This window comes from Variovorax sp. GW531-E2, assembly GCF_059423125.1.
The window spans coordinates 16,420-32,229 of sequence record NZ_JBWKXQ010000046.1 but is presented as its reverse complement, the minus strand read 5'-3'; the positions used below and the strand labels follow the sequence as shown (position 1 = coordinate 32,229).

Genomic DNA, 15,810 nt, shown 5'->3' with positions numbered 1-15,810 from the left:
CGGAGCGACCGCTTGAAACGACGACTCTTCATTGCTTCTTCCGCCCTCGCCGCACTCGCCCCGGTGGGCGCCCGCGCGCAGGTGGCCGACCTCAACGACGCCATCAACAAGGCCGGCCGCCAGCGCATGCTGTCGCAGCGCGCGAGCAAGGCCTACCTGGCGCTGGTGCAGAAGGTGGAACCGCGCAGCGCGCAGCAGGTGCTCGACCGCTCGGTGGCGCTGTTCGAGCGCCAGCTCGGCGAGCTCAAGGCCTTTGCGCCCACGCCAACGCTGCGCGCCACCTACGACGGGCTGGACGGTGCCTGGCGCGCGTTCCGCACCGAGCTGGCCGACGCGGCGCCCGGCCGGGAGGCCGCCGCGCGGGTCGTGGCACTCGACGCCGCCGTGCTCGCGCTGGCCCACCAGGGCACGGCGCAGTACGAGGCCGCCTCGGGCAAGCCGGTCGGGCGGCTGGTCAACATCGCGGGGCGCCAGCGCATGCTGTCGCAGCGCATGGCCAAGTGCTACCTGGCCGCGGCGATGCAGATCGACCCGGCCGGCAGCACCGCCGAGATCGCCAAGGCGCGCACCGAATTCCTGGCCGCGCTCGAGCTGCTGCGCAACGCGCCCGAAGCCACCGCACAGATCCGCCAGGAGCTGGTGCTGGCCGACGCGCAATGGATGTTCTTCAACCGCGGCCTGCAGCGGCTGGACGGTGCGGGCGCCTCGCCCGCGCTGATGTCCGACGTGTTCGTGAGCAGCGAGAACCTGCTCGCGATCATGGACCGCGTGACCGGCCTGTACGCCGAGATCAAGACCTGACCCGCGCCCGACCCCAAGACAAGACAAGAGAGCCCCACCATGAGCGATTGGAAAGCCATCTGCCGCCTCGACGACATCCCCGTGCTCGGCGCCCGCCGCGTGATGCGGCCCGCCGGCCTGGACGTGGCCGTGTTCCGCAATGCCGAGGACCAGGTCTTTGCGCTGCTCGACCGCTGTCCGCACAAGGGCGGCCCGCTGAGCCAGGGCATCGTGTTCGGCACCAGCGTGGCCTGCCCGCTGCACAACTGGGCCATCGGCCTGGACGACGGCTGCGCCCGCTCGCCCGACGAAGGCTGCACGCCGAAGTTCGCGGTGAAGCTCGAAGACGGCGTGGTGCACCTGGACGCCGGCGAGCTGGCCACGCACGCGCTCGACCTGGAGCGCCCGGTCGCCGGACCGCAGCGCCTGGCCGCCGTGACGGTCCTGTCCCCGGAAGAAGGTTGAGGCCCGCATGACCCAGGAGACGCGCTCCACCTGCCCATACTGCGGCGTCGGCTGCGGCGTCATCATCGAATCGCAGGACGACCAGATCACCGGCGTGCGCGGCGACCCCGACCACCCCGCGAACTTCGGCCGCCTGTGCACCAAGGGCTCGACCTTGCACCTCACGGCCAGCGCGACCGTCACGCGCCAGACGCGGCTGCTGCAGCCCCTGCAGCGCCTCGTGCGCAAGGAGGCGCCCGCGCCCGTGACGTGGGACCACGCGCTCGACCTCGCCGCCGGCAAGTTCGCGCAGGTGGTGCGCGACCACGGCCCCGACGCGGTCGGCTTCTACGTGTCGGGCCAGTTGCTCACCGAGGACTACTACGTCTTCAACAAGCTGGCCAAGGGCCTGGTCGGCACCAACAACATCGACACCAACTCGCGCCTGTGCATGAGCAGCGCCGTGGCCGGCTACAAGCAGACGCTGGGCGCCGACGCGCCGCCGGCCTGCTACGACGACCTGAAGCACGCCGAGTGCCTGTTCATCGTGGGCAGCAACACGGCGTGGGCGCACCCCATCCTGTTTCGCCGCATCGAGGACGCAAAGGCCGCGAACCCGGCGCTGAAGATCGTCGTGGCCGACCCGCGCCGCACCGACACGGTCGAGATCGCCGACCTGTTCCTGCCGATCCAGCCCGGCACCGACGTCATGCTGTTCCACGGCATGCTGCACCTGATGCTGTGGGAAGGCTGGACCGACACCGCCTACATCGCGGCCCGCACGAACGGCTTCGACGCGCTCAAGGCCACGGTGCGCGACTGCACGCCCGACACCGTGGCGCAGGTGTGCGGCATTCCCAAGGACGACCTGCTCGCGGCGGCGCGGATGTTCGCCACCTCGCCCGCCACGCTGAGTCTGTATTGCCAGGGCCTGAACCAGTCGTCCAGCGGCACGGCGAAGAATGCCGCGCTCATCAACCTGCACCTGGCGACCGGCCAGATCGGCAAGCCCGGCGCGGGCCCGTTCTCGCTCACGGGCCAGCCCAATGCGATGGGCGGGCGCGAGGTGGGCGGCCTGGCCAACCTGCTGAGCGCGCACCGCGACCTGGCCAACCCCGAGCACCGCGCCGAAGTGGCCGCGCTGTGGGGCGTGCCCTCGGTGCCCGACAAGCCCGGCAAGACGGCCGTGGAGATGTTCCAGGCCGCGGCCGACGGCGAGATCCGCGCGCTGTGGATCGCCTGCACCAACCCCGCGCAATCGATGCCCGACCAGGCCACGGTGCGCCGCGCGCTCGAACGCGCCGAGTTCGTCGTGGTGCAGGAAGCCTTCGCCACCACCGCCACCTGCGCCTTCGCCGACCTGCTGCTGCCCGCCACCACCTGGGGCGAGAAGGAAGGCACCGTGACCAATAGCGAGCGCCGCATCTCGCGCGTGCGCCCGGCCGTGCCCGCACCGGGCCAAGCGCGCAACGACTGGTCGATAGCCGTGGCCTTCGCGCGCCGGCTCGAAGCGCAGCTGGGCCGCAGCTTCACGCTGTTCCCGTACGAGAGCGCCGAGTCGGTCTGGAACGAGCACCGCGAATCCACGCGCGGGCGCGACCTCGACATCACCGGCCTGAGCTACGCGATGCTCGAGAGCGCCGGCCCGCAGCAATGGCCGCTGAAGGAAGGCGAGCGCACCGGCCACGTGCGCCTGTACGAAGACGGCGTGTTCCCCACGCCCGACGGCCGCGCCCGCTTCGTCGACACGCCCTACAAGCCCGTGGCCGAGGCGCGCGAGGCGCGCTTTCCCTTCTCGCTGAACACCGGCCGGCTGCGCGACCAGTGGCACGGCATGAGCCGCACCGGCACGGTCGGCAAGCTGTTCGGCCACGTGTCCGAGCCCGTGGTGCAGATGAACGCGCAGGACATGGCACGCCGCCAGATCGCCGAGGGCGACCTGGTGCACCTCACATCGAAGCGCGGCTCGATCCTGCTGCCCGCGCGCGCCAGCGCCGAGATCGGCATGAGCCAGGCCTTCGTCGCCATGCACTGGGGCGAGGAATACCTGAGCGGCTGTTCGTCGACCGGCGTGCGGCTCGCGGGCATCAACGCGCTCACCACGCCAGCCTACTGCCCGACCTCGAAGCAGCCCGAGCTCAAGCACACGCCCGTGAAGATCCTCAAGGCCGAGCTGCCGTGGTCGCTGCTGGCCATGGCCTGGCTGCCCGCCGGCGACGCGCTCACGGCGCAGCGCGCGCTGCAGCCGCTGATGGCGCTGTTCCCCTTCGCCACCTGCGTGCCGTTCGCGGGCAACGCGCCCGGCGAAGAAGAACGCAGCGGCGTGCTGTTCCGCGCCGCCGCGCACGACGCGCCCGACGCCGCGCTGGTCGAGAAAATCGAAGCCCTGCTGGGCCTGCAGACCGCCGACACCCTGCGCTACGCCGACCACCGGCGCGGCCAGCGCCGCGCCGCGCGGCTGGTGCGCCGTGCCGACGGCAGCGCCGGGCTCGAGGCCTTTTTGCTGGGCGGCGACACCAGCGCCGAAGCCTGGATCGCCACCCTGCTGCGCGAGGAACTGCCGGCCCAGAGCTACGGCCGTCTGCTGCTGTCGCCGGGCGCCCGCGCGCCGGTGGCCGTGCAGTCGCGCGGCAAGCCGGTGTGCGCCTGCTTCAACGTGACCGACCGCGCCATCGAGGCCGAGCTGCTGCGCTGCACCGGCAGCGCCGACGAACGGCTGGCGGCGCTGCAAGGGGCGCTGAAATGCGGCACCAACTGCGGCTCGTGCGTGCCGGAGCTCAAGCGCATGGTGCGGGCCACCCCGGCCGAAGCACTGGCCGTGGGGGCATAAGCCGACTCACATTCCGGCATAAGCGTTGCGGGACAATCCGCCTACCCATGGGAATCAGCCACTACATCAAGGAAATCGGCCGCGGCGCGCGGGGCGCCCGTCCGCTCACGCGCGAGCAGGCCTGCGACCTGTTCGGCCAGGTGCTGGACGGCACGGTCACCGACCTGGAAATCGGCGGCTTCTGCCTCGCGATGCGCATCAAGGGCGAAACGCCCGAGGAGATGGCCGGCTTTCTCGACGCCACGCATGCGCGCCTGAACCCCGTGACGACCCGCGGCGGCCCGCTGGTCGTTCTGCCCAGCTACAACGGCGCGCGCAAGCTGCCGGTGCTCACGCCGCTCCTGGCGCTGCTGCTGGCCCGCGAAGGCCTGGCGGTGCTGGTGCACGGCAGCGCGAGCGAAACCTCGCGCGTACTGGCATCGAACGTGCTTTCGGCTTTGGACATGCCCCCGATGACCACGCTCACCCCGATCGCCGCCGGCCAGGTGGGCTTTGCCCCGACCGAGCTGCTGAACCCTGCGCTCAAGCGCCTGCTCGACGTGCGCCGCGTGGTGGGCCTGCGCAACCCCGGCCACAGCGTGGTCAAACTGATGCGTCCGACCACCGGCCCCTGCGTGGTGGTGGCCAGCTACACGCACCCCGAGTACGCCCGCACGATGGGCGAAACCTTCGAGCTCACGGGCATGACCGCCCTGCTCTCGCGCGGCCTCGAAGGCGAGGTGGTCTCCGACCCGCGCCGCACCGCGCAGATCGACGGCTTCGTGCGCGGCGTGCGCAGCGAACTCCAGGCCCAGGCCGCCGGCACCGCCGCCGACGTGCCTGGGTTGCCGAAAGAAATCGACGTCGCCACCACGGCCGAGTACACGCGGCGCGTGCTGGCCGGCGAGCTTCCCGTGCCCGAAGCCATCGCGACGCAAGTCAGGCACATCACCGAACTGGCCTCCCACGCATGAACACCCCCTCCACCCTCATCACCGGCCGCTGCACGCTGGTGGGCGCCGGCCCCGGCGACCCCGAGCTGCTGACCGTCAAGGCCGTCAAGGCGATCCAGGCCGCCACGGTGCTGCTGGTCGACGACCTCGTGAACGACGCCGTGCTCCAGGCCTATGCCCGGCCCGGCGCGCGCATCGTGCACGTGGGCAAGCGCGGCGGCTGCAAGAGCACGCCGCAGGCGTTCATCGAGCGGCTCATGATCACGGCCGTGCGCGAAGGCGAGACCGTGGTGCGCCTCAAGGGCGGCGACCCGTTCATCTTCGGGCGCGGCGGCGAAGAGGTGGAGCACCTGCGCGAGGCCGGCATCGAATGCGCGGTGGTCAACGGCATCACCGCCGGCCTGGCCGCCGTGACCTCGCTGGGCGTGCCGCTCACCCACCGCGACCATGCGCAGGGCGTGGTCTTCGTCACCGGCCACGCCAAGACCGGCGCCGGCGCGGCCGAAGACCCGACCGACTGGCGCGCTCTGGCCGCCACGGCGCACAACGCCCGCCTCACGCTGGTGATCTACATGGGCGTCTCGGGCGCCGGCCACATCGAGCGCGAACTGCTGCACGGCCTCCCGGGCGACACGCCCGTGGCCGTGGTGCAGCACGCGAGCCTGCCGCACCAGCGCCACCTCGTGACCACGCTGCAGGGCCTGCAGACGCGGATCGCCGAAGCCGGGCTGGCCAGCCCGGCGGTGATCGTGGTGGGCGACGTGCTGCAGGGGCTGGCCGCGGCGGCGCTGCAGCCGGGCGACGCCGGCCGGTTCGGCACCTAGCCAGGCGCCTCTTAACGCGCAGCCTCGAGGTGCGTGACGGTCGGCTTGCCCTTCACCACCTCGACATGAAACCGGACCTTGTCGCCGGGCTTGACCTGTTCAAGCATCTGCTTCTCGGCCACATCGAAACCCATCGTCATCGGCGGCATCGCCAGGTTGGGGATGTCGCCGTGCTTCAACACGATCAGGCCGCGGGCCGGGTCGATCTTCTGGACCACCGCATCGGTCAACATGCTCGGCGCGGACGCCTTCGCGGGCGGTGGCTCGCTCTTCGGCGCCTGGGCCTGGACGGCACCGGCCAGGCCGGCGATCAGTGCGAAGGCAAGGGGATGGAGGAAGTTCATGGGGTGGCTCCTTGGTGGGATGAGGGGTTGGAAACAGCAGACGACAAAGGGGCGCGGCGGCGCAGCAGATACCAGGCCGCGGGCACGACCAGCATGCTCAGCAGCGGCGCGGTGACCATGCCGCCCACCATGGGCGCGGCAATGCGGGTCATGACCTCCGAGCCGGTGCCGCTGCCCCACAGGATGGGCAGCAGGCCGGCCATCACGACGGCCACGGTCATGGCCTTGGGCCGCACGCGCAGCACGGCGCCTTCGCGGATCGCGGCCAGGAGCGTCTCGTCGTTCATCGGCTCGCCGGCATCGAGGCGCCGTGCCAGCGCGTTCTTCAGATAGACCAGCATCACCACGCCGAACTCGGCCGCCACGCCGGCCAGCGCGATGAAGCCGACCGCCGTCGCCACCGAGATCGAATGGCCCAGCGCCCAGATGAGCCAGAAGCCGCCGACGAGCGAGAACGGCACGGCCGCCATCACCAGGGCCGCATCGGCGAACGAGCGGAACAGCAGGTACAGCAGCACGAAGATCACCGCCAGCGTGGCCGGCACGACCAGCTTCAGCCGCTCGGTCGCGCGCGCCAGGTACTCGAACTGGCCGGACCATGACACCGCATAGCCCGCGGGCATCTTCACGGCCTGGTCGACCGCCGCCTGCATGTCGTGGACGGCGGAGCGCAGGTCGCGCCCGCGCACGTCGACGTAGACCCAGCCCGACAGCCGCGCGTTCTCGCTGCGCAGCATCGGCGGGCCGTCCTCGATGGTGATGCGCGCGACGTCGCCGAGCAGCAGCTGTGCGCCCTTCTCCGTCACGAAGGGCAGCTGCCGCAGCCGTTCCAGCGAATCGCGGATCTCGCGCGGGTAGCGCACGTTGATGGGGTAGCGCTCGCGGCCCTGGATCACTTCGCCCACGTTCTCGCCGCCGATGGCCGTGGACACCACGGCCTGCACATCGGCCACCGAGAGGCCGTAGCGCGCGGCCGCCAGCCGGTCAACATCGACGTCGATGTAGCGCCCGCCGGTGAGCCGCTCCGCCAGCGCCGACGACACGCCGGGCACGCCCTTCACCGCCGCCTCGATCTGCGTGGTGAGCGCATCGATGGTGGCCAGGTCCGCCCCCGCCACCTTGATGCCGACCGGGCTCTTGATGCCCGTGGCCAGCATGTCGATGCGGTTGCGGATGGGCGGCACCCACACGTTGATCAGGCCCGGCACCCTGACGGCGCGGTCCAGTTCCTCGACCAGCCGGTCGGGCGTCATGCCGGCGCGCCACTCGCGCTTCGGCTTGAACTGGATGGTGGTCTCGAACATCTCGAGCGGCGCCGGGTCGGTCGCGGTGTCGGCACGGCCGGCCTTGCCGAACACGCGCGCGACCTCGGGCACGGTCTTGATGAGGCGGTCGGTCTGCTGCAGCAGCTCGGCGGCCTTCGACACCGACAGCCCCGGCAGCGCCGAAGGCATGTAGAGCAGGTCGCCCTCGTCCAGCGGCGGCATGAACTCGCCGCCCAGGCGCATCAGCGGCACCACGGTCAGCGCCAGCAGCACCGCGGCAACCGCCAGCGTTCCCTTGGGAAAGCGCAGCACCAGCTCCAGTGCGGGCCGGTACACGGCCATCAGGCAGCGGTTCACGGGATTGGCGCCTTCGTGCGGAATGCGCCCGCGCACCAGGTAGCCCATGAGCACCGGGATCAGCGTCACCGACAGGCCCGCCGCAGCGGCCATCGCATAGGTCTTGGTGAAGGCCAGCGGCGAGAACAGCCGCCCCTCCTGCGCCTCGAGCGAGAACACGGGCACGAAGGACAGCGTGATCACCAGCAGCGAGAAGAACAGCGCCGGCCCGACCTCCACCGACGCGTCGGCCACCAGTCGCCACCGTTCCACCACCGTCGGCTGCCGGCCCTGCGCCGTCTCGAAGGCCTCGATGTGCTTGTGCACGTTCTCGACCATCACGATGGCGCCGTCCACCATCGCGCCGATGGCGATCGCGATGCCGCCCAGCGACATGATGTTGGCGTTGACGCCCTGCCAGTGCATCACGATGAAGGCCGCGAGCACGCCGATCGGCAAGGCCACCACCGCCACGAGCGCCGAGCGCAGGTGGAACAGGAAGACCGCGCAGACCAGCGCCACCACGAGGAACTCTTCAATCAGCTTGCCGCGCAGGTTGTCGACAGCGCGGTCGATGAGCAACGAGCGGTCGTAGGTCGGCACGATCTCGACGCCCGGCGGGAGGCCGGGCTTGAGCGCATCGAGCTTCGTCTTGACGGCCTCGATGGTGGAGCGCGCGTTCTTGCCCGAGCGCATGACGATCACGCCGCCGGCCACCTCACCTTCGCCGTCGAGCTCGGCGATGCCGCGGCGCATCTCGGGGCCGACCTGCACCGTGGCCACGTCGCGCAGCAGCACCGGCGTGGCGCCCGTCACCGCCAGCGGGATGGTGCGGAAGTCGTCCAGCGAACGCAGGTAGCCGCGCGAACGCACCATGTACTCGGCCTCGGCGAGTTCGACGACCGAGCCGCCCGAGGCCTGGTTGGCCTTCTGCAGCGCCGCCACGACCGCCTGCTGCGTGATGCCCAGCGCGCGCATGCGGTCGGGGTCGAGCACCACCTGGTACTGGCGCACCATGCCGCCGATGCTCGCGACCTCGGCCACGTCGGGCACGGTCTTCAGCTCGAACTTGAGGAACCAGTCGTTCAGTGCGCGCAGCTGCCCGATGTCGCGCGTGCCGGTGCGGTCGACCAGCGCGTACTCGTAGACCCAGCCCACGCCCGTGGCATCGGGGCCCAGCGAGGCGTTGGCGCCGGCGGGCAGCCTGCCCTGCACCTGGTTCAGGTACTCGACGACGCGCGAGCGCGCCCAGTACGGGTCGGTCTTGTCGTCGAACAGCACGTAGACGAACGAATCGCCGAAGAACGAGTAGCCGCGCACGGTCTTGGCACCGGGCACGCTGAGCATGGTGGTGGTCAGCGGGTAGGTGACGAGGTCTTCGACCACCTGGGGCGCCTTGCCGGGGAAAGGCGTGCGGATGATGACCTGCGTGTCCGACAGGTCGGGCAGCGCATCGAGCGGCGTGCGCACCACCGACCACCACCCGGCGGCCACCAGGAACAAGGTCGCGATCAGCACCAGGAAGCGGTTGCCGATCGACCAGCGGATGACGGCGGCGATCATCGCTTGGCGCCCTGTGGCATGCGCTGGACGGAGACCAGCTCGTAGCCGGTGGGGCCGCCTTCCTTGAACTCGAAGCGGACCAGGTCGCCGGGCTGGATGTCCGGGAACGCCTCGGGCGATGCCTTCGCAAAGCCCATCGTCATCGGCGGCCACTTGAGCGTGGCGACAGGGCCGTGCGAGATCGTGAGGCCGTCGGGCGCCACGCTTTCGACCTTGCCTTCGGCCTGGTGCAGCACGGCGGCCGGCGCTGCGGCCGTGACCGCAGGCGATGCCATGTTGCCCAGCACCGAACGCAGCCGGGCCTCCGAGTCGATGAGGAACTGGCCGCTGGCCACCACCTGCTCGCCTTCATTCAGGCCCGAGACGATCTCGGTGTCGTCGCCCAGGTCCGCGCCCGGCGACACGTCGCGCGGCTCGAACGCGCCATCGGCCTTGCGCACGATGACGACCGCGCGCTTGCCCGTGCGGATGACGGCTTCGGACGGCACGACGAGCCGGGTGCTGGTGGGCCCCTTCACCTGTAGGCGCAGCAGCATCCCGGGCGTGAGCGTGCCGCGCCGGTTGTCGACCTCGAAGCGGGCCTTCAGGGTGCGGGTGGCTGCGTTGACCTCGGGCAGGATCTCGTCGAGCGTGCCGTCGAACGACTGGGCGGCATCGGCCTGGAGGACCGCCCTGACCTTCTGGCCGCGTGCGAGCCGCACGGCCTGCGCTTCCGGAATCTCGGCCACGGCCCAGACCTTCTCCAGGCCCGCGATGCGGAACAGCGTCGTGCCGGGCGTGACCGCGACGCCTTCGCGCACGCCCAGCTCGGCCACCACGCCGTCGGAGGGTGCAGTGATCACGTAGCGCGCCTGCGCCGTGCCGGTCTCCTCGCTGCGGCGGATGAGCTCGGCGGGGATGGACAGGGCCCGCATGCGATCACGCGCCGCGGCGACGAGGTCGGCGGAAACACCCGATCGTTTGAGGGCCAGCCATTCGTTCTGCGGCCCGAGCCATTCAGGCGCGAAGACCGTCGCCAACGCCTGCCCCTTGCGCACGCGCTCCATCGGCGCGCGGACCGACAGGCGCTCGACGTAGCCCGCCACGCGCGTCTGCACGACGACGTTGAGCCGCTCGTCGAACTGCACGGCGCCGACCGCGTCGAAGGACGCGGAGGTTTGCGCCCGCCGCACGCCGGCATACCGGATGCCGAGGTTCTGCTGGACCGTGGGGCTCACCTGCACGCCGCCTTCGCGGCCCGTGCCGGTGGCGCTGTCGGCGTACATGGGCACCAGCTGCATGTCCATGAAAGGCGACTTGCCGGGCTTGTCGAAGCGCGGGCCCGGCACCATGGGGTCGTGCCAGTAGAGGACCTTGCGGCCGTCCGAGGTGGACGGCGCGGTCGCCGACGCCTCCGTGGACGGGGCGGTCGTGCGCCCGAGGTAGAAGGCGCCTGCTGCGAGCAACAGGGCGGCCAGCAGCGAAGCACCGATCGTGCGTGTGCGGTTCATGGGGCCCCCTCGGTGGTGAGCGGCCGGAAGGCCAGTTGGACGTGGGTTCTGACCAGGTCGCGCTGCAGCGTCAGCAGCTTGCGCTGCGCTTCCACTTCGGCATGGCGCGCCTCGAACAACGTAACGAGGCTGCCCTGGTTGGAGCGGTAGGCCGCGGTCGCGGCCGCCGTTCTCTGGCCGGCCGGAACGACCACGCCCGTGCGGTAGCGGTCGATGCGTTGCTGCAGGCGTTGCGCATCGCTGCGCAGCGCCTGGTACTCGGCGGTCGCGGCCCGGGCGGCTTCGGCCAGATCGGCCTCAGCCTTCTCGACCAACGCCAGCTTGGCGGCAGTGTCCCGGTCCTGCCGCTCACCGGGGGCGACGGGCAGCGGAATGCTCAGGCCCACCGACACCATGTCGGCGTAGCCGGTGCGCTGGCCGTAGGCGAGCTCCCAGGTCCAGTTCGGCTTGCGATTGGACGCAGTGACGGCCGCCGTCTGCCTGGCCACGTCGACATCGCGCTGCAGGGCCGCGACCGTGGGGTGCGCGGCCACGTAGGCGGCTTCGGAGGGCACGGCGATGGCGCCCGGAGACCGCAGTTCGTCGGGCGGCACGCCGACCCAGCGCTGGAAAACGACGCTGGCGGCTTCCTGCTGCTGCAGGAGGTCGGCCGTCTCGTCTTCCGCGATGCCCCTGGCGCCGGCCAGCGCCAGCACATCCTGGCTGCTTCCCCCGGCCGATGACAGGCGTGCGCGCGAGGCCTCCAGTTCTTCGTGCGCGTGGTGCTCCATGCGCCGTGCGAGCTTGACGCTCTCGCCGACGTAGAAGGCGTCGACGTAGGCGAGCGCGGCCTGCCTGCGGGTGTCGGCCACGGCAGCCTGCACCCGCACCGCCTCCAGCCCGACCGACGCCTCGGCGGCGGCCTGCCGTGCGGCGCGCTTGTCGGCGGACAGCCATTCCTGGCTGATGCCGATGCGCTTCATCGTCATCGCATCGCGCGTGGTGTGGAAACGATCCGCGCCGGTCGCGGGCAGGTTGTCGACGCCGATGCGCAGCGTGGGGTCGGGAAGCTGCGGGGCCGCGGAGGCCGCCGCCGTGGCGCTGGCGACGCCGGCACGGGCGGCGCGGGTGGCTTCGGAGCGCTGCGTCGCCCGCTGAAGCGCGTCCTCCAGGGACAGGGGGGCCGCCGTCGCCAGGTACGGCAGCAGCGCGGCAGCCCAGGCGGCCGCGCGCGAAAAGGAAATGAACATGAAAACTCCGCAAACGAACGAGCGAATCGCTGGCAGGCGGACGCGCCGCACCAGCACCGGTCAATCGACGGAGATGTCAGACGCGCAGTCGGCGCGTGGCGAGAAAAACGGGATCGGGCGGTGGATGCTGCCGCTCCGGCACGGCCTGCGGCGGAAGGACATGGCCTTCCGACACCAGCACCAGGGGCATCACCACGAGCTGCACGATGGCCGGCAGCGAAGGCGTGGTCAGCTTCACCGGTTCGAAGGACAGCGACAGGTCGGCGGCGTGCTGGAAGCACAGCACCGGCTGGGCCATGTCCATGCCTTCGCAGGGCTCGCCCGACGCCATCATGTCGGCCATCGAACCCGGGTTGTCCGACGCGCCCGGGCAGACATAGCCTGCCAGCGCCAGCTGCGAGAACAGCAGCGACAGGACCACGAAAATCGCGGTCGTGCAGCGACGGAGAGAGCGGCGGGCCATGAGGAGGCGCAGTGTAGCGCCGCCGTCCGGGCGCCGCCTAAAATCCCGCCCGGCCCAACGAACAAGAAGGAAGAGGCAGGGATGCTCGACAAACTCAACGAATTCACCGAAAGCCACGGCGAGCTGCGCCGCGGGCGCGGGCTGGTCACGGGCACCATTGCCTTCAGCCTCGCCGCCCTGTGCTTTCTGGGCGTGCTGGCCTTCCACTTCCCGCAGTACCTGACGACGCCCGAGCTGCGCAAGAGCTACAACGTCGACGTGATGCGCGTCATCCTGCTGACGGCGCTGGTCATTGCCGGCGGGCTCTCGCTGGTCAACATCATCTTCAACCGCTCGCGCTGGCTGTCGTCGGCCGCGTTCCTGCTGGTGGCGGTGTCGGCGCTGCTGGGCGGGCACAAGGTGCCGGTGCACGACTTCGCGGACCACACGCCGTACATCGGGCTCGACTGGTTCATCCTCGACCTCCTGGGTTCGTCGCTGATCTTCATCTTCATCGAGAAGCTCTTTGCGCTGCGCAAAGATCAACCCGTGTTCCGCGAAGAGTGGCAGACCGACTTCCACCACTTCGTGGTGAACCACATGATCGTGGGCTTCGTGCTGCTGGCCACCAACCTCATGGTGCACAAGCTCTTCGGCTGGGCCGCCAACGACGGCATCCGCGGCTGGGTAAGCAACCTGCCGTTCTGGGCCGGCATCCTGCTGATCATCCTGGTGGCCGATCTCGTGCAGTACTGGACGCACCGCGCGTACCACGAGGTGCCGGTGCTGTGGCGCCTGCACGCCGTGCACCACAGCGTGAAGAGCATGGACTGGATGGCGGGCTCGCGCCAGCACATCCTGGAGCTGCTGATCACGCGCACGCTGGTGCTCGCACCCATCTACGTGCTGGGCTTCAGCAAGGACGTGATCGACGCCTACATCGTGGTGGTCGGCTTCCAGGCGGTGTTCAACCACTGCAACGTGAGCGTGCGGCTGGGCCCGCTGCGCTACCTGATCGTGACGCCCAACTTCCACCACTGGCACCACAGCCAGGACATCGAGGCGCTCGACAAGAACTACGCGGCGCACTACGCCTTCCTCGACTACCTCTTCGGCACCGCGGTGAAGAGCACCAAGCTCTGGCCCGAGAAGTACGGCGTGCTGGGCGACTACGTGCCCAACGGCTTCTTCAAGCAGCTGAAGTTCCCGTTCGTCTGGAAGGGATGAGCATGGCTTCCCTTCTTCGCGCTGTGGCGCTCGCCGCGGCGCTGCCGCTCTTGCTCTCGGCCTGCGCCACGCGCATCGAGATGCCCTCCGAAACCTCCGGCCTGCGCCTGCGCGTGCAGAGCTCGGTGATCGCCCCCGGCAACGGAGGCGAGCTGATCGGCGCCGAGGTGCTGGCGCCCGGCGACATCCTGCTGACCTCGATCGCCACGGTGAATTCGTTCGGCATCCGCCTGGGCACTTTCTCGCCCGTGAGCCATGCCGTGCTGTACCTGGGCGACGGCCAGATCGCCGAGGCCGTGGGCACCGGCGTGCGCGCGCGGCCGCTGGCCGAGGTGGTCGACGAAGAACAGATGGTCGTCGCCTTCCGCGTGCCGGGCCTCGTCGAGGCCGACGTCGAGAAGATGCGCGAATGGGCGCATTCGCAGGTCGGCACCCGCTACAACACCGCCGGCGTGCTGCTGAATGCGCCCTTCGTGCTGAACCGCCGGCTGTGCGAACTGCCGCTGATTCCCTCGGCCGTCAGCGCGTACTGCATCAGCGGCCTGGCCACGGTGCAGCTGGGTGCCAGCCGCAACGACCAGTTCTTCTGCTCCCAGTTCGTGCTGGAGGCCTACCGCCAGGCCGGCGTGCCGATCACCGACGCCGACCCGCGCTGGGTGAGCCCGGCCGACCTGCTCCACATGCGCGAGGGCGACGTGCCCTCGATCGCCGCCACGCAGCCGCTGCGCTACGTGGGCCACCTCAAATACAACCCGCCGCCGGTGCTGGCGGCGGACGGACCCGCTTGAGCTCTTCTCCTCCCTCTTCTTCCTTTGACGTCGTTGTCGTCGGTGCCGGCGCCGCCGGTCTTTTTTGCGCCGCACTGGCGGGCCAGCGCGGCCTGCGCGTGCTGCTGGTCGACCACAGCGAGAAGGTCGGCGAAAAGATCCGCATCTCGGGCGGCGGCCGCGCCAACTTCACCAACCGCGACCTCGACGTGCGCGCGCCGCAGCGCCATTTCGTCGGCGACAACCCGAATTTCTGCCGCTCGGCGCTCTCGCGCTACGCGCCGCAGCAGTTCATCGACATGGTGCAGCGCCACGGCATCGCGTACCACGAGAAGCACAAGGGCCAGCTGTTCTGCGACGGCTCCTCGCAGCAGATCGTCGACATGCTGCTGGCCGAGTGCGCCGCCGGCAACGTCGAACGCTGGCAGCCGTGCAAGCTCGGCGACATTTCCTTTGTCGACGGGCGCTACCAAATCAGTAGCACGCGCGGACCGATCGACGCGCCCAAGCTCGTGGTGGCCACCGGCGGCCTGTCGATTCCCCAGATTGGTGCGAGCGACTTCGGCTACCGGCTCGCCGAGCAGTTCGGCCTGCGGCTGGTCACGCCCCGCCCGGCGCTGGTGCCGCTGACCTTCGGCGGCGACGCCTGGGCACCCTACGCCGGCCTGGCCGGGCTGGCGCTGCCGGTGCGCATCGAGACCGGCGGCAAGAAAGACAAGATGGCCTTCCTGGAAGACCTGCTGTTCACCCATCGCGGCCTGTCGGGCCCGGCGGTGCTGCAGATTTCGAGCTACTGGAAGCCCGGCGCCCCGTTGACGCTCGACTTCGCGCCCGGCATGGACGTGGCCGAGTCGCTGACCGACGCCAAACGGCGCTCCAAGAAACGCATCGCCAACGAACTGGCCGCGCTGGTGCCCTCGCGCCTGGCCGACGCCTGGGTCGGCGAAGACCCGGCCCTGCAGCGCCCGGTCAACGAGGCCACCGACAAGGCGCTGGCGGCGCTGTCCGAGCGCATCGCCCGCTGGCAGATCACCCCCAGCGGCACCGAGGGCTACAAGAAGGCCGAGGTGACGGCGGGCGGCGTCGACACGCGCGATCTGTCGTCCCAGACCATGGAATCGAAGCAGCCGGGCCTGTATTTCATCGGCGAAGTGGTCGATGTAACGGGTTGGTTGGGCGGATACAACTTCCAGTGGGCCTGGGCCAGTGCCCATGCGTGCGCAACCGCGCTATAATCTCGGGCTAACTTCCGGCCTTCCCTCAACGGCCACCAAAGATTTCAGTTGAGGAACCCCGGCTTTGGGCCTCGATCTCCCCGAGCCAACTTCAGTTCAACG

General features: G+C 70.2%; 13 protein-coding genes. 8 read left to right on the top strand and 5 right to left on the bottom strand.

Translation table 11 applies throughout. From position 1 onward, the window contains the following. Positions 1–12 precede the first annotated feature (12 nt). From AC07XP_RS23005 to cobA, 5 genes are read left to right on the top strand one after another with little or no spacing between them, the layout of a single operon-like run. A complete protein-coding gene (locus AC07XP_RS23005; RefSeq protein ID WP_070063129.1) occupies positions 13–801 on the top strand; it encodes a type IV pili methyl-accepting chemotaxis transducer N-terminal domain-containing protein in 789 nt (262 codons plus the stop codon). Between the two features lie 39 nt (positions 802–840). Beyond that, positions 841–1,245: a nitrite reductase small subunit NirD gene (gene nirD, locus AC07XP_RS23000; RefSeq protein WP_062475470.1), complete on the top strand. Its 405-nt coding sequence runs from the start codon at positions 841–843 to the stop codon at positions 1,243–1,245. Between the two features lie 7 nt (positions 1,246–1,252). Further along, entirely contained in the window at positions 1,253–4,054 is a 2,802-nt protein-coding gene (locus AC07XP_RS22995) for a nitrate reductase (protein ID WP_495265964.1), read from the top strand. Positions 4,055–4,101: 47 nt separating this feature from the next. Continuing rightward, entirely contained in the window at positions 4,102–5,007 is a 906-nt protein-coding gene (ybiB, locus tag AC07XP_RS22990) for a DNA-binding protein YbiB (RefSeq protein ID WP_495265963.1), read from the top strand. After that, on the top strand, positions 5,004–5,810 hold the full coding sequence (cobA, locus tag AC07XP_RS22985; protein ID WP_495265962.1) for a uroporphyrinogen-III C-methyltransferase: 807 nt from the start codon (positions 5,004–5,006) through the stop codon (positions 5,808–5,810). Before ybiB ends, cobA begins: the two co-directional genes overlap by 4 nt. Before the next feature lie 11 nt (positions 5,811–5,821). On the opposite strand, the gene AC07XP_RS22980 is transcribed toward cobA, so the two are convergent. The 5 genes from AC07XP_RS22980 to AC07XP_RS22960 all read right to left on the bottom strand — a co-directional run bounded on the left by AC07XP_RS22980 (position 5,822) and on the right by AC07XP_RS22960 (position 12,458). Further along, positions 5,822–6,154, bottom strand: a complete 333-nt coding sequence (locus tag AC07XP_RS22980) for a copper-binding protein (RefSeq protein WP_495265961.1) — start codon at positions 6,152–6,154, stop codon at positions 5,822–5,824. Then, positions 6,151–9,318, bottom strand: coding sequence for an efflux RND transporter permease subunit (locus tag AC07XP_RS22975; RefSeq protein ID WP_495265960.1), 3,168 nt, complete (start codon positions 9,316–9,318; stop codon positions 6,151–6,153). Before AC07XP_RS22975 ends, AC07XP_RS22980 begins: the two co-directional genes overlap by 4 nt. After that, positions 9,315–10,808 (bottom strand): efflux RND transporter periplasmic adaptor subunit, encoded by a 1,494-nt coding sequence (locus tag AC07XP_RS22970; protein WP_495265959.1) that lies wholly within the window; start codon positions 10,806–10,808, stop codon positions 9,315–9,317. Before AC07XP_RS22970 ends, AC07XP_RS22975 begins: the two co-directional genes overlap by 4 nt. Further along, entirely contained in the window at positions 10,805–12,037 is a 1,233-nt protein-coding gene (locus AC07XP_RS22965) for a TolC family protein (protein WP_495265958.1), read from the bottom strand. The genes AC07XP_RS22970 and AC07XP_RS22965 overlap by 4 nt, the downstream gene beginning before the upstream one ends. Positions 12,038–12,113: 76 nt before the next feature. Beyond that, positions 12,114–12,458, bottom strand: coding sequence for a hypothetical protein (locus AC07XP_RS22960; RefSeq protein WP_495265957.1), 345 nt, complete (start codon positions 12,456–12,458; stop codon positions 12,114–12,116). A gap of 123 nt (positions 12,459–12,581) precedes the next feature. On the opposite strand from AC07XP_RS22960, the gene AC07XP_RS22955 reads away from it, so the two are divergent. From AC07XP_RS22955 to AC07XP_RS22945, 3 genes are read left to right on the top strand one after another with little or no spacing between them, the layout of a single operon-like run. Next, the gene (locus AC07XP_RS22955) at positions 12,582–13,706 is read left to right on the top strand and encodes a sterol desaturase family protein (RefSeq protein WP_070063138.1); all 1,125 of its coding nucleotides are present in this window, start codon (positions 12,582–12,584) and stop codon (positions 13,704–13,706) included. A 2-nt stretch (positions 13,707–13,708) separates the two neighbouring features. Further along, on the top strand, positions 13,709–14,494 hold the full coding sequence (locus tag AC07XP_RS22950) for a YaeF family permuted papain-like enzyme (protein ID WP_159276073.1): 786 nt from the start codon (positions 13,709–13,711) through the stop codon (positions 14,492–14,494). Next, the gene (locus AC07XP_RS22945) at positions 14,491–15,708 is read left to right on the top strand and encodes a BaiN/RdsA family NAD(P)/FAD-dependent oxidoreductase (RefSeq protein ID WP_495265956.1); all 1,218 of its coding nucleotides are present in this window, start codon (positions 14,491–14,493) and stop codon (positions 15,706–15,708) included. Before AC07XP_RS22950 ends, AC07XP_RS22945 begins: the two co-directional genes overlap by 4 nt. Positions 15,709–15,810 lie beyond the last annotated feature (102 nt).